A 21,279-nucleotide genomic window follows, 5' to 3' on the forward strand; every position below is an offset into this window, starting at 1 on the left:
CGCCCGTGGGCGCCCTTTTCGTTGCCGCCGTGGGCGCTTCTCAGCGCTCCAGCAGCTTCAGCTTGTCCGGCTTGCCATCCCATTCGCCGGCGTCGGCGGGCGGGTCCTTGCGCACGGTCAGCACCGGCCACTCCTTCGCCAGCTCGGCGTTGAGGGCGACGAAGCCTTCCTGGCCGGCGGGGACATCGTCCTCCGGGAAGATCGCATTGACCGGGCACTCCGGCTCGCAGAGGGTGCAGTCGATGCACTCATCCGGGTCGATCACCAGGAAGTTCGGGCCTTCGTGGAAGCAATCCACGGGGCACACTTCCACGCAATCGGTGTGTTTGCACTTGATGCAGTTTTCGGTGACGACAAAGGGCATGGGCTGGGGGTGGATCGATTCCTGAACCCGCCAATTCTAGAACAGGTTGGCCCCCGCTGTCGGCGCGGGGCGGAAATCGGGCGTCTGGCAGGCGCGGCCGTGGCAGTCATTGGCGGCAGGGCGGGGCCTGTGCGACGCTGCGGGTCAGCCGCCTGCGTCGGGTGGCCGGCCCCCTTCCCAGCAGGATCGTCAATGTCGCCAGCCAAGCCCAGAATCGCACCCCATGGCGGTGAGAACACTGCATTCATCGTCCTGATCAGCTGCGTGGCCACGCTCGGTGGATTCCTGTTCGGCTTCGACAGTGGTGTCATCAATGGCACCGTCGATGGCCTGCGCCAGGCCTTCAACTCCAGCGAGGCGGCGCTCGGTTTCGAAGTCGCCTCGATGCTGCTGGGCTGCGCGATCGGCGCGTTCCTGGCGGGTTGGCTGGGTGATCGCCTGGGCCGTCGTGGCGTGCTGATCGTGTCGGCGCTGCTGTTCCTGGTCTCGGCGCTGGGCGCCGGCGCCGCCCATGCCTCCTGGCTGTTCATTGCCGCACGCGTGCTTGGCGGCTTCGCGGTGGGCGCGGCCAGTGTGATGTCGCCGGCCTACATTGCCGAGGTGGCCTCGGCGCGCTATCGCGGGCGCTTGGCCACGGTGCAGCAGATGGCGATCATCTGCGGCCTGTTTGCGGCCTTCCTCAGCAATTACCTGCTGGCCCGCGCCGCCGGGGCGTCGACCGAGCCGCTGTGGCTGGGCCATGAGGCGTGGCGATGGATGTTCTGGATGCAGGCGCTGCCCTCCGCGCTGTTCCTGCTGTTGCTGCTGGTGATTCCGGAAAGCCCGCGCTTCCTGGTGCTGAAAGGCCGCCAGGGGCAGGCGAGGGCGGTGCTCGCGCGGCTGTACGGTGATACCGCGGCGGCGGCCAAGCAGGCCGAGATCGAAACCAGCCTGGCCCAGGACCAGCACAAGCCGCGCTTCAGCGACCTGCGCGACACGGTCAGCGGCAAGCTGCGGCCGATCCTGTGGATGGGTATTGGCCTGGCCATGTTCCAGCAGCTGGTCGGCATCAACGTGGTGTTCTACTACGGCGCAGTGCTGTGGCAGGCGGTCGGCTTTTCGGAAAGCGACGCGCTGTTGATCAACGTGCTGTCCGGTGGGCTGAGCATCGGTGCCTGCCTGCTGACCGTGCTGTTGATCGACCGCATCGGGCGCAGGCCGCTGCTGTGGATCGGCTCGGTCGGCATGTCGGTGGCGCTGGTGCTGATGGTGGTCGCGTTCGCCAGTGGCAGCCTGGCCGACGGTCGCCTGCAGCTGTCCGACGGCATGGGCCGGCTGGCGCTGGTCGCGGCCAACGTCTACGTGGTGTTCTTCAACATGTCCTGGGGCCCGGTGATGTGGGTGATGCTGGGCGAGATGTTCCCCAACCAGATCCGCGGCCCGGCGCTGGCGGTGGCGGGTGCGGCGCAATGGACCTCGAACTTCGCGATCACCGTGACCTTCCCGATGCTGCTGGCCGGCATCGGCCTGGCCGGCGCCTATGGCATCTACACGGTGGCGGCCATCCTCTCGATCTTCTTCGTGGTCCGCTACGTGCGCGAGACCAAGGGCAAGGAGCTGGAGCAGATGGAAGGCTGACGGCGACTGGCTTCGGTTGTGTCCCGTTGGCGCCTGCTTGTCCAGAGTGTGAGGGGGCGGCCTGCCCCCTCCTGACAGTTCATGGTGCGTGCGGATGCGGCGAAGCGCTGGCCGGTTGTTGCCGCAGCTCGCGGGAAACCGTCCAGAGCCGGTGGGGTCACCCAGGGCAGGACCGTTGGCGCCATGGATGGCGCCATTGAGCCCCCATGGATGGGTTTACGGCGTGTCCTGCCCTGGGTGACCCCACCGGCTCAAGCCGATTGCAGGCCCGGAAAACAGAAAAGCCCGCACAAGGCGGGCTTTTTCGGTTCCTGCTGCGGCGACTGGCGCTCCCTAGGGGACTCGAACCCCTGTTTTAGCCTTGAGAGGGCCACGTCCTAACCACTAGACGAAGGGAGCGTAACTGTGTCGCTGCCGAGGCAGGAGCGCTAGTATATGCACCTCGATGCCATTGGGCAATCCCGAAACTTCAACCGGAAGCGCCAACATCATTTCCTCTGCTACATCACCGTTCAGCCTGCGCGTCATCCCGCGCGACCAGCACACGATCTCCCGCAAGGACATCAGCCCGAACGCCCTGCGCGTGCTTTATCGCCTGCGCGATGCCGGCTTCGGCGCCTACCTTGTCGGCGGCGCGGTGCGCGACCTGCTGGTCAATGGCCAACCCAAGGATTTCGACGTGGCCACCGACGCCACGCCCGAACAGGTCAAGCAGCTGTTCCGCAACTGCCGCCTGATCGGCCGCCGTTTCCGCCTCGCCCACGTTGTGTTCGGCCGCGAGATCATCGAAGTCGCCACCTTCCGCGCCAACAGCGATGACGGCAGTGGCGACCGCGAGATGGAAAACGGCATGCTTGTGCGCGACAACGTGTACGGCACCATCGAAGACGACGCCGTCCGCCGCGACTTCACCTGCAACGCCCTGTACTACGCCATCGAGGACTTCTCGGTGCGTGACTACACCGGTGGCTTCGAAGACGTGCAGGCGCGCCTGATGAAGCTCATCGGCGACCCGGTACAGCGCTACCAGGAAGACCCGGTGCGCATGCTGCGCGCCGTGCGCCTGGCGGCCAAGCTCGGCTTCCAGATCGAAGAGGGCACCGCCGCGCCGATCCCGCAGCTGGCTGGCCTGCTCAACGAAGCCGCGCCGGCACGCCTGTTCGAGGAAGTGCTGAAGCTGTTCCTGTCCGGGCACGGCGTGGCCAGCTTCGAAGGCCTGGAGCGCTACGGTCTGCTCGACGTGCTGTTCCCGGAAAGCGCCAGGGCGTTGAAGTCCAACCGTACCGGCGCGCTGCGCCGCATGCTGGTCGAGGGCCTGGCCAATACCGATGCCCGCGTGGCCAACGACGAGCCGGTCTCGCCGGCGTTCCTGTTCGCGCTGTTGCTGTGGCCGGCGTTCTGCCGCGCCCAGGCGACCCTGCTCAAGCAGGGCGTGGCGCCGGAAGAGGCGCAGCGTCGTGCCGCCGACCGCGTCACCGTGCAGCAGCTGAGCACCATCGCGCTGCCGCGCCGCTTCTCGCTGCCGATGCAGGAAATCTGGCTGCTGCAGTCGCGTTTCAGCTCGCGCCAGCGCAAGCGCGTGTTCCGCACGCTCACCCATCCGCGCTTCCGCGCCGCGTTCGACTTCCTCAGCCTGCGCCAGGTGGCCTCGGCCGAGCACGCTGCCGATGTTGAATTCTGGCGCGAGGCACAGGCCCAGTCGGGCCGCGAGCTGGAATCTTCGCTGGACGCGATGCACAGCGAAGAGGGCGATGACGAGAACGGAGCACCGCGCAAGCGTCGCCGTCGTCGCCGCCGCCCGGGGGCCTCGGCCGGTGCAGCTGGCGAATAAGCAATGACGCCAGCGTGGATCGGCCTCGGCGCCAACCTCGGCGATGCGGCCACGACTGTCGGCGCGGCGATCACTGCGCTGGACGGCCTGCCTGGGACCCGCGTGCTGCAGGCCTCGCGCCTGTACGCAACGCCGGCCTGGGGCAATGAAGACCAGCCACCGTTCGTCAACGCGGTGGCCGCGGTCGAAACGTCACTGGCAGCCGATGAACTGCTGCAGGCGATGCTGGCGCTGGAGCAGGGCTTTGGCCGCGTGCGTGATGCGGCGGTGCACTGGGGGCCGCGCGCGCTGGACCTGGACCTGCTGCTGTATGGCGCGCAGGTGCTCGACCAGCCCGGCCTGCAGGTGCCGCACCCCTACATGCACGAGCGTGCCTTCGTGCTGGTGCCGCTGGCCGAAATCGCGCCGGATCTGGCCATCCCCGGGCATGGCCGCGTGCGGGATGCAGTGATGCGGGTGGATGCCTGCGGGATCGCGCCGATAGGGTGATAATGCCCGGGTTATCTCCCCCGGTTATCAGCACATGAGCACCCACGCAGACAGCAAGCCCTGGACCGTTCCCGCCCTGGCCGAGGCCAAGCGCAATGGCCAGAAGCTGGTCATGTTGACCGCCTACGACGCTGGCTTCGCCCGCACTTTCGACGCAAATGGCGTTGACCTGATCCTGATTGGCGATTCGCTGGGCATGGTCGTGCAGGGCCATGATTCGACCCTGCCGGTGACCGTGGCCGACATGGTCTACCACACCCGCGCCGTGGCCCGTGTGCTGCAGCGCGCGCTGCTGGTGGCCGACCTGCCGTTCGGTGCCGATGCCACTCCGGAGCGCGCGCTGGATGCTTCGCTGCAGCTGCTGCAGGCCGGTGCCGAGATGGTCAAGATCGAAGGTGCCGGCTTCAAGGTCGACATCATCCGCTACCTGGTTGAGCGTGAGATTCCGGTCTGTGCGCATCTGGGCCTGACACCGCAGTCGGTGCTGCGCCTGGGCGGCTTCAAGATCCAGGGCCGCGGCGATGCCGCGCGCCAGCTGGTGGAAGATGCCAGGGCCGTGGCCGCTGCCGGCGCCAGCATCATGGTGCTTGAGTGCGTGCCGACCCCGGTTGCCGCCGAGGTGACCGCTGCGGTGGAGGTGCCGACCATCGGCATCGGTGCCGGCCCGCAGTGCGACGGCCAGGTGCTGGTGCTGCACGATTTCCTCGGCCTGGACAGTGGCCATCGCCGCCCCAAGTTCGTCAAGGATTTCCTTGCCGAAGGCGGTTCGGTGGCCGGTGCCACCCGCGCCTACGCCGACGCCGTGCGCGACGGCAGCTTCCCCGACGAACAGCACGCTTACGCCTCATGATCCAGACCTTCAACGAGCTCGGCGCATTGCGCGAGCAGATCGCCCAGTGGAAGCGCGAGGGCCTCCGCGTGGCGCTGGTGCCGACCATGGGCAACCTTCACGGTGGCCATCATTCGCTGGTGACCCTGGCCCGCCAGTACGCCGACAAGGTCGTGGCAAGCATCTTCGTCAACCCGACCCAGTTCGGGCCGAACGAGGATTTCAGCCGCTATCCGCGTACGCCCGAGGCCGATGTGGCCGGGCTTGAGCAGGTCGGCTGCGATGCGGTGTGGCTGCCCAGCGTCGAGGCCATGTACCCGCTGGGCGTGGACAAGACCACGCAGATGCACGCGCCCGGCGTGAGCGAGGTGCTGGAAGGTGCCAGCCGCCCGGGCCACTTCGATGGCGTCTGCACGGTGGTGGCGCGCCTGTTCCTGCAGGTGCAGCCGGACGTGGCCGTGTTCGGCCGCAAGGACTACCAGCAGCTGGCGGTGATCCGGCAGATGGTGGCTGAGCTGTCGTTCCCGATCCAGATCGTCGGCGCGGACATCGTGCGCGACGAGGATGGCCTGGCCAAGAGTTCGCGCAACCAGTACCTGAGCGCCGAACAGCGCCCGGTCGCGACCACCATCCACCGCACCCTGCTGGGCATGCGCGAAGGCTACGTGGCCGGGCAGGCGCGTGATCGCATCGAGGCCGACGCCACGGCGGCATTGCAGGCGGCCGGTTTCCAGGTCGACTATGCGGTGCTGCGCACCCCGGAGCTGGCCGAGCCGACGTTCGATGGCGGTGGCCGCGTAGCGCTGATCGCCGCGCGCCTGGGCTCCACCCGCCTGATCGACAACCTGGAGTTCTGAGCCGCATGCGGCCCGGGGGCGCCCACAATGGGCGCCTCGCACCTTCCCATGGACGGGAGAACGGCAATGAAGACACCCTCCACTGACGCTGGTCGGCTTGCGCAGGCGTTGATCCTGGCCGTGCTGGCTGCCGGCATGCTGCCGGCGCAACTGTTTGGCGGCCTGTTGTTCGCGCTCGAATTCAGGCGCACGCCGATGCCCGCGCTCACCGGCGGTGGACTGATGTTCGGGCTGGGCGTCTGCGTCGCCATCGCGGTGTTCCTGCCGATGGCGTTGCTCCTGCGGTCTCGGTGGCCCCTGCGCCGGACCCGCTTCGTGCTTGCAGGGTCTGCTCTGGGCGCGCTGGCCATGGCCATCCATGAGTGGCCGGGCGCGATCCATGGGCCGCTGCTGCAGCGCCTGCGCTATGTCGATACATTCGATGTGATCAGCTATGGGCTGACGGTGTTGGCTGCAGGGGGCCTGGGCCTGGCCTCCGGGCTGGCCTTCCATACGGTGTTCAGGCTGTCACTGCAGGGCGGTGCCGTCCATGCCACGCCGCCGCCGCCGGGCGAGGGCGCCTGAACGGCCTTCAGCGTCCTGCCGCAGGCCCCTGACGACGGCCAAGCGGGTGCTAGAATCCGCTCTTTCCTTTGCCGTTGCAGCGCCCCCATGCACCTGTCCCTGCTCAAGACCAAGATCCACCGCGCCACCGTCACCCATTCCGAGCTGAACTACGAAGGCTCGATCGCCATCGATGACAACCTGCTGGCTGCCACCGGCATCCGCGAGTTCGAGCAGGTGCACATCTGGGACGTGACCAACGGTGCGCGCTTCTCGACCTATGCCATCCGCGCCGAAGCCGGCAGTGGCGTTGTCTCGCTCAACGGTGGCGCCGCGCGCCACGTGCAGGTCGGTGACATCATCATCATTGCCGCGTTCGCCAGCATGACCGAGCAGGAAGCCGACAGCTTCAAGCCGAAGCTGGTGTACGTTGATGGCAAGAACCAGATCACCCACACCAACGACACGATCCCGACCCAGGCCGCATGACAACGAACAACGGATTCGACTCGCTGCATTCCCACGCCCAGCGCCTGAAGGGCGCAAGCATCTCCGGCCTGCTCGCCGCCGAACCCGGCCGCGTGCAGGACCTGGCGCTGCGGGTCGGTCCGTTGTACGTCAGCTTCGCCCGGCAGAAATACGATGCCGCGGCGTTGCAGGCATTGCTGGCGCTGGCTGCCGACCGTGATGTCGGTGGTGCCATCACCCGCCTGTTCCGTGGCGAGCAGGTCAATCTGACCGAAGGTCGCGCCGCGCTGCACACCGCACTGCGCGGCGACGTGGTCGATGCGCCGGTGGCGGCCGAGGCCTATGCCACCGCGCGCGAGATCCGCCAGCGCATGGGCGTGCTGGTGCGCGCGCTGGAAGACAGTGGCGTGACCGATGTAGTCAGTGTCGGCATCGGTGGTTCCGACCTTGGCCCGCGCCTGGTCGCCGACGCGCTGCGTCCGGTCAGCGGTGCGCGCCTGCGCGTGCATTTCGTATCGAACGTGGACGGCGCGGCCATGCAGCGTACGCTGGCCACGCTGGATCCGGCCAAGACCGCCGGCATCCTGATCTCCAAGACCTTCGGCACCCAGGAAACCCTGCTCAACGGCCAGATCCTGCACGACTGGCTGGGTGGCAGCGATCGCCTGTACGCGGTCAGCGCCAATCCGGAACGTGCCGCCAAGGCCTTTGCCATCGCCGCCGATCGTGTGCTGCCGATGTGGGATTGGGTCGGCGGCCGCTATTCGCTGTGGTCTGCGGTCGGTTTCCCGATCGCGCTGGCGATCGGCTTCGAGCGCTTTGAACAGCTGCTGGAAGGTGCTGCGCAGATGGATGCGCATGCGCTGGATGCACCGCTGGAGCGCAACCTGCCGGTGCTGCACGGCCTGACCGACATCTGGAACCGCAACCTGCTGGGCCATGCCACGCATGCGGTGATGACCTACGACCAGCGCCTGGCGCTGTTGCCGGCCTACCTGCAGCAGCTGGTGATGGAAAGCCTGGGCAAGCGTGTGCAGCGTGATGGCCAGCCGGTCACCACCGATACCGTGCCGGTGTGGTGGGGAGGCGCGGGCACCGATGTGCAGCACAGCTTCTTCCAGGCACTGCACCAGGGCACCAGCATCGTTCCGGCCGACTTCATCGGCTGCGTGCACAACGACGATCCCTACACGATCAATCATCAGGCCCTGCTGGCCAATCTGCTGGCGCAGACCGAAGCACTGGCCAATGGCCAGGGCAGCGACGACCCGCACCGTGATTACCCGGGCGGCCGCCCGAGCACGCTGATCCTGCTCGAGGCGCTGACCCCGCAGGCGCTGGGTGCGCTGATCGCCATGTACGAACACGCCGTGTACGTGCAGTCGGTGATCTGGAACATCAACGCCTTCGACCAGTTCGGTGTCGAACTGGGCAAGCAGCTGGCCAGCGGCCTGCTGCCGGCGCTGCAGGGCGAGGATGTGGCCGTTGCCGACCCGATGACCCGCGAGATCCTTGCGCAGCTGAAGCGCTGAGGCTCTGGTGGTGCCGGCCGCTGGCCGGCAACCTCATGAACGATTGAAGCATCACCTGGATGCCGGCCAGCGGCCGGCACTACCGGAGCGGACGGGTTGCCGGCCAGCGGCCGGCACTACCGGAGCGGACGGGTTGCCGGCCAGCGGCCGGCACTACCATGAAGGGCGTGGTGCCTCAGCGGCTCGGGTCGCGTTCCGGGCTGGGCCGCTTGGCCAGCTTGCGCTGCAGCGAGCGCCGGTGCATGCCGAGCAGGCGCGCGGCTGCCGACACGTTGCCGCCGGTCTCGTGCATCGCCTGCTGGATGTGTTCCCACTGCAGGCGGCTGATCGGTGTCATCGCGTCGGGCACTTCCATTTCGCCATCGTCGGCCGGGCCGTCATCCTCCTCGCCCAAAGCGCGAAGGATCATCGGTACCGTGGCTGGCTTGGGCAGGTAATCGTCCGCACCGAGCTTGATCGCTTCCACCGCGGTGGCGATGCTGGCGTAGCCGGTCACCAGCAGGATGCGCATGTCCGCGCGCAGCGCACGCAGCGGCTGGATCAGCGCCAGGCCGGAATCGCTGCCCAGCTTCAGGTCGATCAGGGCGAACGCGGGTGGGTGCTGGCGGGCCAGTGCCAGCGCACTGGCGGCATCCTGCGCGGTCTGCGTTTCAAGTCCCTTGCGGGCCAGGCTGCGCTGCAGGGTGCGCAGGTACAGTTCGTCGTCGTCGACCAGCAGGCCGAGGGTTGAGGCGCTCATGGGGTTTCCTCGCGTGGGGCCAGCGGCAGGCGGAAGCCGACGCGGCTGCCGGCCCCCTGGGCCGGGCGCATCCACATCTCGCCGTCGAGGCGTTCGATCGTGGCATGGGACAGGGCCAGGCCGACCCCCATGCCTTCACTCTTGCTGCTGCCGAACAGCTTGCCCGGCAGCACCGCGGCGCGCGCGTTGAAGCCGTGGCCGTAGTCGCGTACTTCGCCGATCAGATCGTCGCCTTCGATGCGCAGGTCCAGGTCCACGCGCGGCCGGCCGGCCTGTTCGCCGGCATCGGCGGCATTGTTGAGCAGGACCATCAGCAGGTGGCCCACGCCCGGGTCGAGCGGCAGCCGCAGCGGCGCATCGTCGTTGCGGTGCAGGTCGATGGTCGGTCGCACCAGGCGCCATTGCTCCAGCACCTGCTGCGCGCTGGAATGGCTGCGTCCGGGCGCATCGGCCGAGGCCGGTGCGGCCAGCGCCAGCACGCGCTCACGGCACTGCACCAGCAGCTCGCGCAGGGTTTCCATGTCCTCGCGCACTTCCGGCTCTTCACTGCGTTCGGCCACGTCGTCGGCGAGCAGGGTCATGGTTGCCAGCGGCGTGTTCAGTTCATGCGCCACCGAGGCGGCATGGGTGGCCAGGGCGACGATGCCCTCGTTGCGGGCGAAGCGCTCGCGCAGCGCCGACAGTTCCAGTTCGCGCTGGCGCAGCGCCAGCGCCAGCCGGGTGGAGAAGGTCAGCACCACCGCAGCGGAGATCAGGAAGTTGGCGACCACGCCCCAGCGGTTGAGGTCCTGCGCGCGGAAATAGCCGTCCGGCAGGGGCTGGCCGAAGATGCCGCTGGCGGCGTAGCCGAGCAGGCAGGCCAGCGCGACCGCCAGCGCCCAGCGCAGGGGCAGGGCGAACGCGGCCAGTGCGATCAGGATCAGGAACAGCGAGCTGAACGGATTGGCCATGCCACCGCTCCAGCCCACCATCCAGGTCAGGATGATCACGTCCACCAGGATGTGGCCGAATGCGGTCAGCGGCGCGGTGTCGGCCGCTTCCGGGCGCAGCTGGGTGTAGATGTTGAACAGGGCAAGCACCGCCACACCCGCCCACAGCGGCAGCTGCGGCAACGGCAGCCCCAGCACCCAGGTGGCGACCAGGATGGTGGCGGCCTGGCCGCCTACTGCAAGCCAGCGCAGGCTGCACAGGGTTCGGAGAAACGGGGCGTCGGGACCGGTCATTCACGCTCATCGTATGCGTTCGCGCGTGACCGTGCCTGCGACAATCGGCCGCAGCCGTGCCGCCGGCTGAATGCGAGTCACCCCGAATGCAGGGCCGGGCGGTAGAATGCGCCCATGCACGACGCCGTCACCCGCCCGACTCCGCCCTCCGATGCCACTGCCTGGCCGCGCCGCCAGACCCATGCCGTCCAGATCGGCGGAGTCACCGTGGGCGGAGGCAAGCCGGTGGTGGTGCAGTCGATGACCAACACCGACACCTCCGACGTCGCCTCCAGCGTGAAGCAGGTGGCCGAGTTGTGGCGTGCCGGTTCGGAGATGGTGCGGCTGACCGTCAATACCGTGGAAGCCGCTGCGGCGATCCCGCGCATTGTCGACAAGCTGGCGATGATGGGCATCGACGTGCCGCTGATCGGCGATTTCCACTACAACGGCCACCAGCTGCTGACCGCCGAACCGGCATGTGCCGAAGCACTGGCCAAGTACCGCATCAACCCGGGCAACGTCGGCTTCGGCAAGAAGAAGGATCTGCAGTTCGCCCAGCTGATCGAATTCGCCATCCGTTACAACAAGCCGGTGCGCATCGGCGCCAACTGGGGCTCGCTGGACCAGGCCCTGGCGGCGAAGCTGATGGACGAGAACAACCTGCGCGAACAGCCCTGGGACGCCGGCCGCGTGCTGCGCGAGGCGCTGATCCGCTCGGCGCTGGATTCGGCCGAGCAGGCGGTGGAGCTGGGCCTGCCGCGCGATCGCATCGTGCTGTCGGCCAAGGTCAGTGGCGTGCAGGAGCTGATCGCGGTGTACCGCGACCTGGCGCAGCGCTCCGACTTCGCCCTGCACCTGGGCCTGACCGAGGCCGGTATCGGCAGCAAGGGCATCGTGGCATCGTCCGCGGCGCTGGGCGTGCTGCTGCAGGAAGGCATCGGTGACACCATCCGCATCTCGCTGACCCCGGAGCCGGGCCAGTCGCGCACGCAGGAAGTGATCGTCGCCCAGGAACTGCTGCAGACCACCGGCCAGCGTGCCTTCACGCCGCTGGTCACGGCCTGCCCGGGCTGCGGCCGCACCACTTCCGAGTTCTTCCAGGAGCTGGCCAAGGTGGTGCAGAACCACGTGCGCGAGAAGATGCCGCTGTGGAAGATCCACCACCCGGGGGCGGAGAACATGACCCTGGCGGTGATGGGCTGCATCGTCAACGGGCCGGGCGAATCGCGTCACGCCAACATCGGCATCTCGCTGCCGGGCACGGGTGAGACGCCTGCGGCGCCGGTGTTCGTCGATGGTGAGAAGAAGGTGACCCTGCGTGGCGACAACATCGCCCAGGAGTTCGTCGCCCTGATCGACGATTACGTCGAACACACGTATGTCCGAAGCGCCGGATAAGCCTGCGATCCTCGCCGCACCGGAGTCCGCCTCCGGCTTCCGCCACTGGATGGCGCGCAACGCCTGGCGCCTGGTCCTGTTGTTCGGTGGCGTGCTGCTGCCGTTGGCAGGCTTTGTTGCCCTGGCGGATGAAGTGCACGAGTTTGAATCGTTCCATTTCGACGCGCCCCTGCTGTGGCAGATGCATGGCCTGCATTCGCCCTGGCTGGACCGCTTCTTCGTGCTCATCTCGAAACTGGGCTACGAGTGGTTCCTGATCCCGGCCGACGTGCTGATCATCGGCGTGCTGCTGGGCTACCGGCGCTGGCGCGAGGCGACCTTCGTCGCGGTCAGCTTCGTAGGGTCGGCGCTGCTGAACATGGGCAGCAAGCAGTTCTTCCAGCGGCAGCGCCCCAGCCTGTGGGAATCGATCGCGCCGGAATCGACGTTCAGCTTCCCCAGCGGGCATGCGATGGGTTCGATGACCCTTGCCGTGACCTTGGTACTGCTCGCCTGGAACACCCGTTGGCGCTGGCCGGTACTGATGCTGGCACCCGCGTTCAGCCTGCTGGTAAGCGTGTCGCGGGTCTATCTGGGGGTGCATTACCCCTCCGACATCCTGGCCGGATGGTGTGCCGCGCTGGTTTGGGTGGTAGGGTGCTATCTGGTCATGTTCAGTCGCCGGCACCCTTGGCGACGTCACGGCCCGCCGCCAGCGAAGGCCAGCGAAGCACCAACACAGGGGGTTTGACGTGGATGGCCCTTGAGGGACGTCTACGTGATAGATCAGTTGTTTCGTTGCAGCAGGTTCTGCAAGACAGGGGGCAAGCACAACGCGCGGTACTGTGATGCGCAAGGCAGATCGCCGACGCCGCATTCCGGACGCGCTTGCAGGGTATCGGCACCCTGCCTAGCTTGACCTGCAATGGCCGCATTCGAAGAGGTACATGAATGACGATTCGAGTCTACCTGGTGGATGACCACGCGCTGGTCCGCACCGGTATGAAGATGATTCTGTCGGGGGAAACCGACATCGAGGTGGTGGGCGAAGCCGAGACCGGCGAAGACGCGCTGCGTGAAGTCCGCCAGCTGCTGCCGGATGTGGTGCTGTGCGACCTGCACCTGCCGGGCGTGAGCGGCATGGAAGTGACCGAGCGCATCGTCCGCAGCCACCGCAATACCCGCGTGGTGATCGTGTCGGTACTGGAAGACGGCCCGCTACCCAAGCGCCTGCTCGAAGCCGGTGCGGCCGGTTACATCGGCAAGGGCTGCGATGCGCAGGAACTGCTGCGTGCGGTGCGTGATGTGGCGGCCGGTCGTCGCTACCTGGGCACCAGCATCGCGCAGAATCTGGCGCTGTCGACAGTGGAAGGCAATGGTTCGCCGTTCGACAACCTGTCGCCGCGCGAGCTTGAGGTGGCGCTGTTGCTGACCCAGGGCCTGCGCCAGGAAGACATCGCGCGGCGCCTGAGCCTGAGTGCGAAGACGGTGAACACGCACAAGGCGCGGTTGTTCGAGAAGATGGGGATCCACGACAACATCGCGCTGGCGCGGATGGCCAGCCAGTACGGGCTGGTGGATCCGGCACGGCCGCTGTAAGGGGTTCGGCCAACGGCTGAGCCCCTCGCGGTGTGCGGCCGGATTCGTGGGGTTGGCCCTGCGGAGGGATTGCGCAGGGGACGCCGTGAATCCATCCCTGGAGGCTCGGGCGCGCCATCCATGGCGCTTACGCCCCTGCGCAATCCCTCCGCAGGGCCACGGACGGTTTCCGTGCGCCGCCACCGCGGAATGAAGAAGGAAGAGCAGGAGCGGGTCGCGCGCTTTCCGCACTCGTCGCCCGGGGTCGGATCCCTTTCCCGGTGGGAAAGGGCTCTGACCCCTGATGATGCCGGAGCCGAGCATGGGCTCGGCTCTGCACCTTTGTCGGGCTCAGTGGCCGCGTACGCGCTGGATGATCTTGGCGGCGTCTGCGGCGCTGGCGCGCACCTTGTCCCATTCGCCGTTGGCGATCCAGTTGCCCGGCACCATCCACGAACCACCGATGCAGACCACGTTCTTCTGCTCGAGGTATTCGGCGGCGGTGTTCTCGGTGATGCCGCCGGTCGGGCACAGCTTCAGGTCCGCCACCGGGCCGGCCAGTCCCTTGATCATTGCCAGGCCACCCACAGCCGTGGCCGGGAACAGCTTGCACACGCGGAAGCCGCGGGCGTAGAGCGACAGCAGCTCGGTCGGGGTGGCCGCACCCGGCACCACCGGCAGCGGTGCAGCGGCCAGTGCATCAGCCAGTGCCGGCGGCGTACCCGGGGTCACCAGGAAGTCCGCACCCGCATCGATCGACTGCTGCATCTGCTCCACGGTCAGCACCGTACCGGCACCCACCACCACGTCCGGCAGCTCGCGCTTGAGCATCGCCAATGCTTCCATCGCCACTGGCGTACGCAGCGTCAGCTCGATCGCCGGCAAGCCACCTTCCAGCAGCGCCGCACTGACCGCCCGCGCCTGGTCCAGCGTATGAATCGTCACCACCGGCAGGATGCCCGCCGCACGCAACAGCTCCGCCGCCTTCACCTGATGTTGTTCGATACCCATGCTTTTGCCCTTGCCTTTTGCTCTTCTTGATTCAGTGGCCGCAGCGCAAATGACGCGCCGGGAATTGTCCAAGGGCAGTAGAGCGCCCTGGCCGGGACCGTGAGCGGCATGGATGCCGCGACCGAGCCCCCATGGATGGGTTTACGGCGTGTCCCGGCCAGGGCGCTCTACTGCCCAGGCCGGGAAGCCTGCCGCGGCTTTTCGCTTCAGGCGTCTTTTGCCTCATGCGGCGCCGCCGCCGCTGCGGCATCGTGCCCCAGCTCATATTCCGCGTCGTACTCCCACGGCCCGCCATCAGCCGCCGCCGGCCCGCACGAAATCGAAATCGCGCCCTGATCAGCCGGACCCACCACGCGACGGTTGATCGCGAACAGGTTGCGGCCCAGGTCATGCGCAGCCGGCGCGGTGTTCGGCGCCAGCGGACGTGCCGCCCATTCGGCCGCGTCCACCAGCACTTCCAGCGTGCCAGCCTCGCCATCCAGGCGGATCATGTCGCCCTCGCGGACCTTGGCCAGCGGACCGCCGCGTGCCGCTTCCGGCGTCACGTGGATCGCCGCCGGAATCTTGCCCGAGGCGCCGGACAGGCGACCGTCGGTGACCAGCGCCACGCGCCGGCCCTGGTTCTGCAGCAGGCCCAGCAGCGGCGCCAGCGAATGCAGTTCCGGCATGCCGTTCGCACGCGGGCCCTGGTAACGCACCACCGCCACGAAGTCCTGCGGCAGCAGGCCACCGGCGTGCAGCTTGTTCAGCACCTGCGGTGCATCGACCACCACGGCCGGCGCTTCGATCGTGCGGTACTGCGGCTTTACCGCCGACAGCTTGATCAGCGACTTGCCGAGGTTGCCGCGCAGCAGGCGCAGGCCGCCCTGGTGCTCGAACGGATTGTCGACGCCACGCACCACTTCGTCATCGGCGCTGCGTTCCAGGCCCGGCAGGTAGACCAGCTGGCCATCGCGCAGCTGCGGTTCGCGTGCGTAGTCGGCCATGCCGCCGCGCGCCACGCTGACCAGATCGCCGTGCATCAGGCCCGCCTTGATCAGCTCGCCGAACACGAACGCCGGGCCGCCAGCGGCCGCGAAGCGGTTCACGTCGGCCTCGCCGTTCGGATAGACGCGGGCCAGCAGCGGAATCAGCTGCGACAGTTCGTCGAAGTCGTCCCAGGTCAGCACGATTCCGGCGGCACGCGCCACCGCGATCCAGTGGATGGTGTGGTTGGTCGAACCGCCGGTGGCCATCAGCGCGATGACCGCGTTGATGATCGCGCGCTCGTCGATGATCCGGCCCAGCGGACGGAAGTCGTCGCCCAGTGCGGTGATGTCCAGTGCACGTTCGGTCGCTTCGCGGGTCAGCGCGTCGCGCAGCGGCGTGCCCGGATTGACGAACGACGCGCCCGGCAGCTGCACGCCCATCGCTTCCAGCAGCACCTGGTTGGAATTGGCGGTGCCGTAGAAGGTGCAGGTGCCGGCGCCGTGGTACGAGGCGGACTCGGCTTCCAGCAGCTCTTCGCGGGTGGCTTCGCCGGCGGCATAGCGCTCGCGCACTTCCGCCTTCTGCTTGTTGGGGATGCCCGGGGTCATCGGGCCGGCCGGCACGAACACCGCCGGCAGGTGGCCGAAGGCCAGCGCACCGATCAGCAGGCCGGGCACGATCTTGTCGCACACGCCGAGGTAGACGGTGCTGTCGAACATATCGTGGCTGAGCCCGATCGCGGTCGCCTGCGCGATCACATCGCGCGAGAACAGCGACAGTTCCATGCCGCCGCGGCCCTGGGTGACGCCGTCGCACATCGCCGGCACACCGCCGGCCACCTGTGCCGTAGCACCGAGCTCGCGGGCGATCTCGCGGATCTGCTCGGGATAGGTCTCGAACGGCTGGTGCGCCGAGAGCATGTCGTTGTAGGCGGTGATGATGCCCAGGTTCGGCGTCACGCCGCCGCGCAGGCGGCTCTTGTCGGTGCCGCCACAGGCGGCGAATCCGTGGGCGAGGTTGCCGCAGCTCAGGCGGCTGCGGAACGGGCCTTCGCGCAGGGAGGCGTCGATCGCGGCCAGGTAGGCGGCACGCGAGGCGGCGCTGCGGCGGATGACACGCTCAGTGATGGCTTGCAGTTGCGGATGGAGGCTCATTGGCTACCGGCGTTCAAGGTGGCGAGAGGCAAGCGGCGGCAGGGCGCCGCCGCCGACATCAATCAGCCCAGTGGACGCGCAGGCGCGCGCCTTCCAGGTTGATCGCGTTGAGGATCGGGTACTGCTGGGGGTCGTTGCTGTCCAACGCCTGGCGCAGCACCTGCAGCTTCTGCTTGCCGCGCAGCAGCAGCAGGCGCTGGCGGCATTGGCGCAGCCCATGCGGGGTCAGGGTGATGCGCAGCGGCCACTGGTTCGCGCCCGGGCAGCCGGTGGCATCCAGCGCCGCGTAGGGCAGGGTGCTTTCCAGTGCGCGGGCCAGGTCCTTCGAGCCGGGGAACAGCGAGGCGGTGTGGCCGTCGTTGCCCATGCCCAGTGCCACCAGGCTCGGCGGCTGGCTGTGCTGGGCCTGCAGGTTGGCGCTGTAGACGCATTCGGGCAGCGGCTTGCCGATGCGCACCAGCGGATCAAAATGGGCACCCTCGGCACGCTTGAGCAGGTGCTCGCGCACCAGCCATGCGTTGCTGTCGCGATCCTGCGGCGACAGCCAGCGCTCGTCGGCCAGGCTCACTTCAACCCGGTCCCAGTGCACGTCCAGTTCGGCCAGCGCCTGGTAGACCGGTGCCGGCGTGGTGCCGCCGGACAACAGGATGCGGGCGCGGCCCACTTCATTGATGTCGTGGTTGAGGGTCTGCGCCATCTCGGCGGCTACCGCTTCGATCCAGCCGTCGGCATCGCCGTGGTGGATGAACTCGACGCGGTCGTCGTGGAAGGTGGGGCTCATGCGGCAACTCCAGGTGCGTCACGTTCGGCATCGGCGGCATAGGCGGCGGCGCCCAGCAGTCCGGCATGGGGATGCATCACGGCCAGCGACGGCACCCGCGCCATGATCGAAGAGAACCGCCCCTTGTGTTCGAAGCGCTGGCGGAACCCGGAGTGCTGCAGCGAATCGAGCATCTTCGGGGTCAGTCCACCGGTGAGGAACACGCCGTCCCAGGCGCCCTGGGTCAGTACCAGGTCGCCGGCAATGGCGCCGAACACGGCGCAGAACACATCGACGGTGCGCATTGCCTGCGGATCGCCATGCAGGGCGCGGGCGGTCACGTCCACCGGCTGCAGCTGGCCCGGGTCGATACCGGCCATCTCGCACACCGCGCGATGGATGTTGACCAGGCCGGGGCCACAGATCAGGCGCTCATTGGAGACGCGGCCGAACTGCTCGGACAGGATCTCCAGGATGCGGATCTCCTCCGGCGTTCCCGGCGGGAAGCTGACATGGCCGCCTTCGGTTTCCAGCGGGTAGCAGCGGCCGTGGCGCAGGATCAGGCCCCCGACGCCGAGCCCGGTACCGGGCCCGATCACCGCATAGTTGCGTGGCTGGCCCGGCTTGCCCGGGACCCAGGCGGCGCCACCGACCTGGACCACGTCCTCGGGTTGCAGCAGCGAGATCGCCATCGCCTGTGCGGCGAAGTCGTTGATCAGGTGCAGCTCGTCGAAACCAAGCATCGCCGCGGTGCGGCTGCGCGAGATCACCCACGGATGATTGGTGATGCGTGCCTCGTCACCGTCTACGCGGCCGGCCACCGCGAACACGCCGCGGCTGGCGGCAGCGCCGATCTGCTCAAGGTGATGGCGGGCGGCATCGCCAAGCGACGGGAACTCCGCCACTGCGTACTCGCGGATGCTCTCCTTCAGCAATGGCGCGTCCAGCGAGGTGTCGGCCAGGGCGAAGCGGGCGTTGGTGCCACCGATGTCGGCGACCAGCACCGGCTGCGAGTTGGCACTCATGCCGACGCCTCGCTGTCCGGTGCGTCCACGCCCTGCGGCAGGAACTCCGTTGCGTTGCTCGGGCCCCATTGGCCGGCGGGATAGGGTTCCAGCGGCAGCTTGGCCTCCTTCCAGGCGTCGGCCACGCTGTCGATCCACGCCCAGGCGGCGCGCACTTCGTCGTCACGCACGAACAAGGTGTGGTTGCCGTTGAACGCATCCAGGAACAGGCGTTCGTACGCGATGCGGCGATGCAGGCCGGTCGGCACCGACAGTTCCAGTTCCAGCGGATGCAGTTCCAGCGCGCCCCATTCCGGGCCGGCCAGGCTGCTCATCAGTCCCAGTTCGATGTTCTCCTGCGGCTGCAGCTGGAACACCAGGCGGTTCGGTGCGGCCTGGGCGCGCTGCGGGCGCTCGAACAGCCAGTGGGTGACCGGCTTCAGCGTGACCACCACGCGGGTGGTGCGCTCGGGCAGGCGCTTGCCGGTGACCAGGTGGAACGGCACGCCGCTCCAGCGCCAGTTGTCGATGTGCGCGGTGACGCCGGCGAAGGTTTCCACGTCGCTGCCTTCCGGCGGCTGGTAGGCCTGCGCCGGCTGGCCGTTGATGGTACCGGCGGTGTAGCGGCCGCGGATGCTGTCACGCGCGGCGTGCCTGGCATCGAGCGGACGCAGCGCGCGCAGCACCTTGACCTTCTCGTCGCGGATGCGATCGGCTTCCAGCGAGGCCGGTGGCTCCATCGCCACCATGCACAGCAGCTGCAGGATGTGGCTCTGCACCATGTCGCGCAGCGCGCCGGAGCGGGCGTAGTAGGCGTCGCGGCCATCCACGCCTTCGCTCTCGGCCACCAGGATGTGCACCGATTCGATGTAGTTGCGGTTCCATACCGCTTCCAGCAGCGTATTACCGAAGCGCAGCGCGATCAGGTTCTGCACCGCGGCCTTGCCGAGGTAGTGGTCGAGGCGGAACACGCGGTCCTCGTCGATCCACTGGCCGATGGTGCTGATGATCTCCTCGGCGCTCTCGCTGTCGCTGCCGATCGGCTTCTCCAGCATCAGGCGTGCCGGCGCGGCGAGGGCGCCACCCTTGGCCAGGCCTTCGCAGGTGGAGATGTACAGGCCCGGCGGAATGGCCAGGTAGCTGACGCACTTGCGATGCACCAGATCGGAGACGGCGGCGGCGACAGAGTCGACGTCGCGCAGGTCGACCGAACGGTAGTCGATGCGGCGCAGCAGGCCGTTGATGTCGTCCTGCGAGGCCATCGGCATGGCCTGCTGCAGGCGCGGGCGCAGGATGTCATGGAAGGCTTCGGTGTCATGCCCGGACAACGCCAGTGCGCGGATGCGGAAGTCCTCCGGCAGCAGGCCGTCGCCAAGCAGGCGAAGCAGCGAAGGGAACAGGTAGCGCTGGGCCAGATCACCTGTGGCACCGAACAGGAAGAGGGTGTCGTGCATCGCTCGAGTTTCAGATCCGGGTGACATCGTTGTCAATCGCTTCATGGCTGGGTTCGGGGGACATCCGCGCAACTGCCTGTCCGAGGTTCGTTGGGGGCGTTCTCCGGGGCACCGGAAGACCGTTCCATTCGAAACCACTACCCCGGCGGAACCTTCGTTCAACCGCCGACGCAGATCGGTGCGCACCGATCATCGGATAGTGCCACGTGAAAACGTTTACATGGCAGAATGGGCAACTGTATTCGATTGCAGTGCTCGCCGTCATGCGGCAAGCGCGCAATCATCACTGCCATCGGGAGGGCCGAGGCAGTCCCAAAAGACAGCCCGGCTTCGGGCGGACCGGATAGGTGATATGGCAAAAGTGCAGTTGCAGGGTGTGCGCAAGGTCTATGACAACGGCCAGGTCGCGGTGAAGGACGCCACCTTCGAGGTCGCCGATGGCGAGCTGATGGTGCTGGTCGGTCCCTCCGGCTGTGGCAAGTCGACCCTGCTGCGGATGGTGGCTGGCCTGGAAGAGATCAGCGGCGGCACGCTGACCATCGGTGATCGCGTGGTCAACGATGTGGCGCCGAAGGATCGCGACATCGCGATGGTGTTCCAGAGCTACGCGCTGTACCCGCACATGACGGTGGCCGAGAACCTGGCCTTTGGGCTGAAGCTGCGCGGCCATGACAAGGCCACCATCGACAAGCGCATCGCCGAGGCGGCGCAGACGCTGGGCCTCACCGAGATGATGGACAAGCTGCCCAAGGCGATGTCCGGCGGCCAGCGCCAGCGTGTTGCGCTGGGCCGGGCGCTGGTGCGCGAGCCGGCGGTGTTCCTGCTCGACGAGCCGCTGTCCAATCTGGATGCCAAGCTGCGCCACAGCGTGCGTACCGAAATCGCGCAGCTGCACCGCAAGCTGGGCACCACCATGATCTACGTGACGCACGATCAGGTCGAGGCGATGACCCTGGGCCAGCGCATCGTGGTGCTGAAGGACGGCATCATCCAGCAGATCGATACGCCGATGGCGCTGTACGATCGTCCGGCCAATCTGTTCGTGGCCGGCTTCCTCGGCAGCCCGGCGATGAACGTGCTGCGCGGCACGCTGCAGGGCGATGCCAGCGGCGTGACCGTGGTCGACGGCGACTGGCGTGCACCGCTGGGCCAGGCCATGATCGATCCGGCGTGGCTGCAGAAGCCGATCGCGGTGGGTGTGCGTCCGGAGCACCTGCAGCCGGCCAGCGCCGATGATGCGCATGCGTTCACCGCGCGCATCGAAGGCATCGAGCCGGTCGGCAACGAGATCTTCGTCAACCTGAGCAGTGGCCAGCACGCGCTGACCATGCGCGTGGCGCCGCAGGCGCTGCCGGCGGTGGGCGAGCAGATCCGCGTGGCGATCCACCCGCAGGGCCTGCATTTCTTCAGCGCGGAAACCGGCGAGCGCCTGTAACGGGTAGTGCCGGCCGCTGGTCGGCAGCCTCAACCGTGCTTGGTTGCCGGCCAGCGGCCGGCA

At 67.7% G+C, this 21,279-nt stretch carries 20 protein-coding genes and 1 tRNA gene; 12 read left to right on the forward strand and 9 right to left on the reverse strand.

All coding sequences use genetic code 11. The features are described 5' to 3' along the window. Nucleotides 1-40: 40 nt before the first annotated feature. On the reverse strand, nt 41-364 hold the full coding sequence (fdxA, locus tag Q9Q79_RS07995; protein ID WP_005409054.1) for a ferredoxin FdxA: 324 nt from the start codon (nt 362-364) through the stop codon (nt 41-43). 192 nt (nt 365-556) lie between these two features. On the opposite strand from fdxA, the gene Q9Q79_RS08000 reads away from it, so the two are divergent. Next, the gene (locus Q9Q79_RS08000; RefSeq protein ID WP_201864065.1) at nt 557-1,981 is read left to right on the forward strand and encodes a sugar porter family MFS transporter; all 1,425 of its coding nucleotides are present in this window, start codon (nt 557-559) and stop codon (nt 1,979-1,981) included. Between the two features lie 324 nt (nt 1,982-2,305). Here Q9Q79_RS08000 and Q9Q79_RS08005 read toward each other — a convergent pair. Then, nucleotides 2,306-2,380: transfer RNA gene (locus Q9Q79_RS08005), tRNA-Glu, on the reverse strand. Nucleotides 2,381-2,432: 52 nt separating this feature from the next. Between Q9Q79_RS08005 and pcnB the strand changes: the two genes are divergently transcribed. From pcnB to pgi, 7 genes are all read left to right on the forward strand, one after another. After that, the gene (gene pcnB / locus Q9Q79_RS08010) at nt 2,433-3,812 is read left to right on the forward strand and encodes a polynucleotide adenylyltransferase PcnB (RefSeq protein ID WP_032965757.1); all 1,380 of its coding nucleotides are present in this window, start codon (nt 2,433-2,435) and stop codon (nt 3,810-3,812) included. A gap of 3 nt (nt 3,813-3,815) precedes the next feature. Next, the gene (gene folK, locus Q9Q79_RS08015) at nt 3,816-4,301 is read left to right on the forward strand and encodes a 2-amino-4-hydroxy-6-hydroxymethyldihydropteridine diphosphokinase (RefSeq protein ID WP_012479761.1); all 486 of its coding nucleotides are present in this window, start codon (nt 3,816-3,818) and stop codon (nt 4,299-4,301) included. A 34-nt stretch (nt 4,302-4,335) separates the two neighbouring features. After that, a complete protein-coding gene (panB, locus tag Q9Q79_RS08020) occupies nt 4,336-5,151 on the forward strand; it encodes a 3-methyl-2-oxobutanoate hydroxymethyltransferase (protein ID WP_005409058.1) in 816 nt (271 codons plus the stop codon). Next, the gene (gene panC / locus Q9Q79_RS08025; protein ID WP_012479762.1) at nt 5,148-5,987 is read left to right on the forward strand and encodes a pantoate--beta-alanine ligase; all 840 of its coding nucleotides are present in this window, start codon (nt 5,148-5,150) and stop codon (nt 5,985-5,987) included. Before panB ends, panC begins: the two co-directional genes overlap by 4 nt. 66 nt (nt 5,988-6,053) lie before the next feature. After that, nucleotides 6,054-6,551, forward strand: a complete 498-nt coding sequence (locus tag Q9Q79_RS08030) for a hypothetical protein (protein ID WP_044569834.1) — start codon at nt 6,054-6,056, stop codon at nt 6,549-6,551. A gap of 87 nt (nt 6,552-6,638) precedes the next feature. Beyond that, nucleotides 6,639-7,019 (forward strand): aspartate 1-decarboxylase, encoded by a 381-nt coding sequence (gene panD / locus Q9Q79_RS08035; protein WP_005409061.1) that lies wholly within the window; start codon nt 6,639-6,641, stop codon nt 7,017-7,019. Beyond that, nucleotides 7,016-8,530, forward strand: a complete 1,515-nt coding sequence (gene pgi, locus Q9Q79_RS08040; protein WP_049396132.1) for a glucose-6-phosphate isomerase — start codon at nt 7,016-7,018, stop codon at nt 8,528-8,530. The genes panD and pgi overlap by 4 nt, the downstream gene beginning before the upstream one ends. Nucleotides 8,531-8,705: 175 nt before the next feature. Here the strand turns inward: pgi and Q9Q79_RS08045 are convergent, their stop codons facing one another. Together Q9Q79_RS08045 and Q9Q79_RS08050 are read right to left on the reverse strand one after the other, a co-directional pair. Beyond that, nucleotides 8,706-9,269, reverse strand: a complete 564-nt coding sequence (locus tag Q9Q79_RS08045; protein WP_005409063.1) for a response regulator transcription factor — start codon at nt 9,267-9,269, stop codon at nt 8,706-8,708. Continuing rightward, nucleotides 9,266-10,492 carry an ATP-binding protein gene (locus Q9Q79_RS08050; RefSeq protein ID WP_012479765.1) on the reverse strand — a complete coding sequence of 409 codons (1,227 nt, stop codon included), beginning with the start codon at nt 10,490-10,492 and terminating at the stop codon, nt 9,266-9,268. Before Q9Q79_RS08050 ends, Q9Q79_RS08045 begins: the two co-directional genes overlap by 4 nt. 114 nt (nt 10,493-10,606) lie before the next feature. Between Q9Q79_RS08050 and ispG the strand changes: the two genes are divergently transcribed. The 3 genes from ispG to Q9Q79_RS08065 all read left to right on the forward strand — a co-directional run bounded on the left by ispG (nt 10,607) and on the right by Q9Q79_RS08065 (nt 13,450). Next, a complete protein-coding gene (gene ispG, locus Q9Q79_RS08055) occupies nt 10,607-11,872 on the forward strand; it encodes a flavodoxin-dependent (E)-4-hydroxy-3-methylbut-2-enyl-diphosphate synthase (RefSeq protein ID WP_005409065.1) in 1,266 nt (421 codons plus the stop codon). Further along, nucleotides 11,853-12,602 carry a phosphatase PAP2 family protein gene (locus Q9Q79_RS08060; RefSeq protein WP_005409066.1) on the forward strand — a complete coding sequence of 250 codons (750 nt, stop codon included), beginning with the start codon at nt 11,853-11,855 and terminating at the stop codon, nt 12,600-12,602. The genes ispG and Q9Q79_RS08060 overlap by 20 nt, the downstream gene beginning before the upstream one ends. 200 nt (nt 12,603-12,802) lie before the next feature. After that, nucleotides 12,803-13,450 (forward strand): response regulator, encoded by a 648-nt coding sequence (locus tag Q9Q79_RS08065; protein WP_005409067.1) that lies wholly within the window; start codon nt 12,803-12,805, stop codon nt 13,448-13,450. Between the two features lie 330 nt (nt 13,451-13,780). Here Q9Q79_RS08065 and eda read toward each other — a convergent pair whose 3' ends face one another. The 5 genes from eda to zwf all read right to left on the reverse strand — a co-directional run bounded on the left by eda (nt 13,781) and on the right by zwf (nt 19,781). Further along, nucleotides 13,781-14,440 (reverse strand): bifunctional 4-hydroxy-2-oxoglutarate aldolase/2-dehydro-3-deoxy-phosphogluconate aldolase, encoded by a 660-nt coding sequence (eda, locus tag Q9Q79_RS08070; RefSeq protein WP_005409068.1) that lies wholly within the window; start codon nt 14,438-14,440, stop codon nt 13,781-13,783. A gap of 206 nt (nt 14,441-14,646) precedes the next feature. Beyond that, nucleotides 14,647-16,563, reverse strand: a complete 1,917-nt coding sequence (edd, locus tag Q9Q79_RS08075) for a phosphogluconate dehydratase (RefSeq protein ID WP_005409069.1) — start codon at nt 16,561-16,563, stop codon at nt 14,647-14,649. A 58-nt stretch (nt 16,564-16,621) separates the two neighbouring features. Then, the gene (gene pgl / locus Q9Q79_RS08080; RefSeq protein ID WP_099498287.1) at nt 16,622-17,344 is read right to left on the reverse strand and encodes a 6-phosphogluconolactonase; all 723 of its coding nucleotides are present in this window, start codon (nt 17,342-17,344) and stop codon (nt 16,622-16,624) included. Then, nucleotides 17,341-18,348 (reverse strand): glucokinase, encoded by a 1,008-nt coding sequence (gene glk / locus Q9Q79_RS08085; RefSeq protein WP_005412971.1) that lies wholly within the window; start codon nt 18,346-18,348, stop codon nt 17,341-17,343. Before glk ends, pgl begins: the two co-directional genes overlap by 4 nt. Further along, nucleotides 18,345-19,781 carry a glucose-6-phosphate dehydrogenase gene (gene zwf / locus Q9Q79_RS08090; RefSeq protein WP_005409072.1) on the reverse strand — a complete coding sequence of 479 codons (1,437 nt, stop codon included), beginning with the start codon at nt 19,779-19,781 and terminating at the stop codon, nt 18,345-18,347. Before zwf ends, glk begins: the two co-directional genes overlap by 4 nt. Nucleotides 19,782-20,133: 352 nt before the next feature. Here zwf and ugpC point away from each other — a divergent pair, with 352 nt between their 5' ends. Then, entirely contained in the window at nt 20,134-21,216 is a 1,083-nt protein-coding gene (gene ugpC / locus Q9Q79_RS08095; protein ID WP_099527503.1) for a sn-glycerol-3-phosphate ABC transporter ATP-binding protein UgpC, read from the forward strand. Nucleotides 21,217-21,279: the final 63 nt, after the last annotated feature.

The organism is Stenotrophomonas sp. a6, from assembly GCF_030913325.1.
GTDB lineage: Bacteria > Pseudomonadota > Gammaproteobacteria > Xanthomonadales > Xanthomonadaceae > Stenotrophomonas > Stenotrophomonas maltophilia.

Coding starts and splice junctions, on each gene's coding strand:
- fdxA (WP_005409054.1), bottom strand. CDS start 364: ATGCCCTTTGTCGTCACCGAAAACTGCATCAAGTGCAAACACACCGAT.
- Q9Q79_RS08000 (WP_201864065.1), top strand. CDS start 557: ATGTCGCCAGCCAAGCCCAGAATCGCACCCCATGGCGGTGAGAACACT.
- folK (WP_012479761.1), top strand. CDS start 3,816: ATGACGCCAGCGTGGATCGGCCTCGGCGCCAACCTCGGCGATGCGGCC.
- panB (WP_005409058.1), top strand. CDS start 4,336: ATGAGCACCCACGCAGACAGCAAGCCCTGGACCGTTCCCGCCCTGGCC.
- panC (WP_012479762.1), top strand. CDS start 5,148: ATGATCCAGACCTTCAACGAGCTCGGCGCATTGCGCGAGCAGATCGCC.
- Q9Q79_RS08030 (WP_044569834.1), top strand. CDS start 6,054: ATGAAGACACCCTCCACTGACGCTGGTCGGCTTGCGCAGGCGTTGATC.
- panD (WP_005409061.1), top strand. CDS start 6,639: ATGCACCTGTCCCTGCTCAAGACCAAGATCCACCGCGCCACCGTCACC.
- pgi (WP_049396132.1), top strand. CDS start 7,016: ATGACAACGAACAACGGATTCGACTCGCTGCATTCCCACGCCCAGCGC.
- Q9Q79_RS08045 (WP_005409063.1), bottom strand. CDS start 9,269: ATGAGCGCCTCAACCCTCGGCCTGCTGGTCGACGACGACGAACTGTAC.
- Q9Q79_RS08050 (WP_012479765.1), bottom strand. CDS start 10,492: ATGACCGGTCCCGACGCCCCGTTTCTCCGAACCCTGTGCAGCCTGCGC.
- ispG (WP_005409065.1), top strand. CDS start 10,607: ATGCACGACGCCGTCACCCGCCCGACTCCGCCCTCCGATGCCACTGCC.
- Q9Q79_RS08060 (WP_005409066.1), top strand. CDS start 11,853: ATGTCCGAAGCGCCGGATAAGCCTGCGATCCTCGCCGCACCGGAGTCC.
- Q9Q79_RS08065 (WP_005409067.1), top strand. CDS start 12,803: ATGACGATTCGAGTCTACCTGGTGGATGACCACGCGCTGGTCCGCACC.
- eda (WP_005409068.1), bottom strand. CDS start 14,440: ATGGGTATCGAACAACATCAGGTGAAGGCGGCGGAGCTGTTGCGTGCG.
- edd (WP_005409069.1), bottom strand. CDS start 16,563: ATGAGCCTCCATCCGCAACTGCAAGCCATCACTGAGCGTGTCATCCGC.
- pgl (WP_099498287.1), bottom strand. CDS start 17,344: ATGAGCCCCACCTTCCACGACGACCGCGTCGAGTTCATCCACCACGGC.
- glk (WP_005412971.1), bottom strand. CDS start 18,348: ATGAGTGCCAACTCGCAGCCGGTGCTGGTCGCCGACATCGGTGGCACC.
- zwf (WP_005409072.1), bottom strand. CDS start 19,781: ATGCACGACACCCTCTTCCTGTTCGGTGCCACAGGTGATCTGGCCCAG.
- ugpC (WP_099527503.1), top strand. CDS start 20,134: ATGGCAAAAGTGCAGTTGCAGGGTGTGCGCAAGGTCTATGACAACGGC.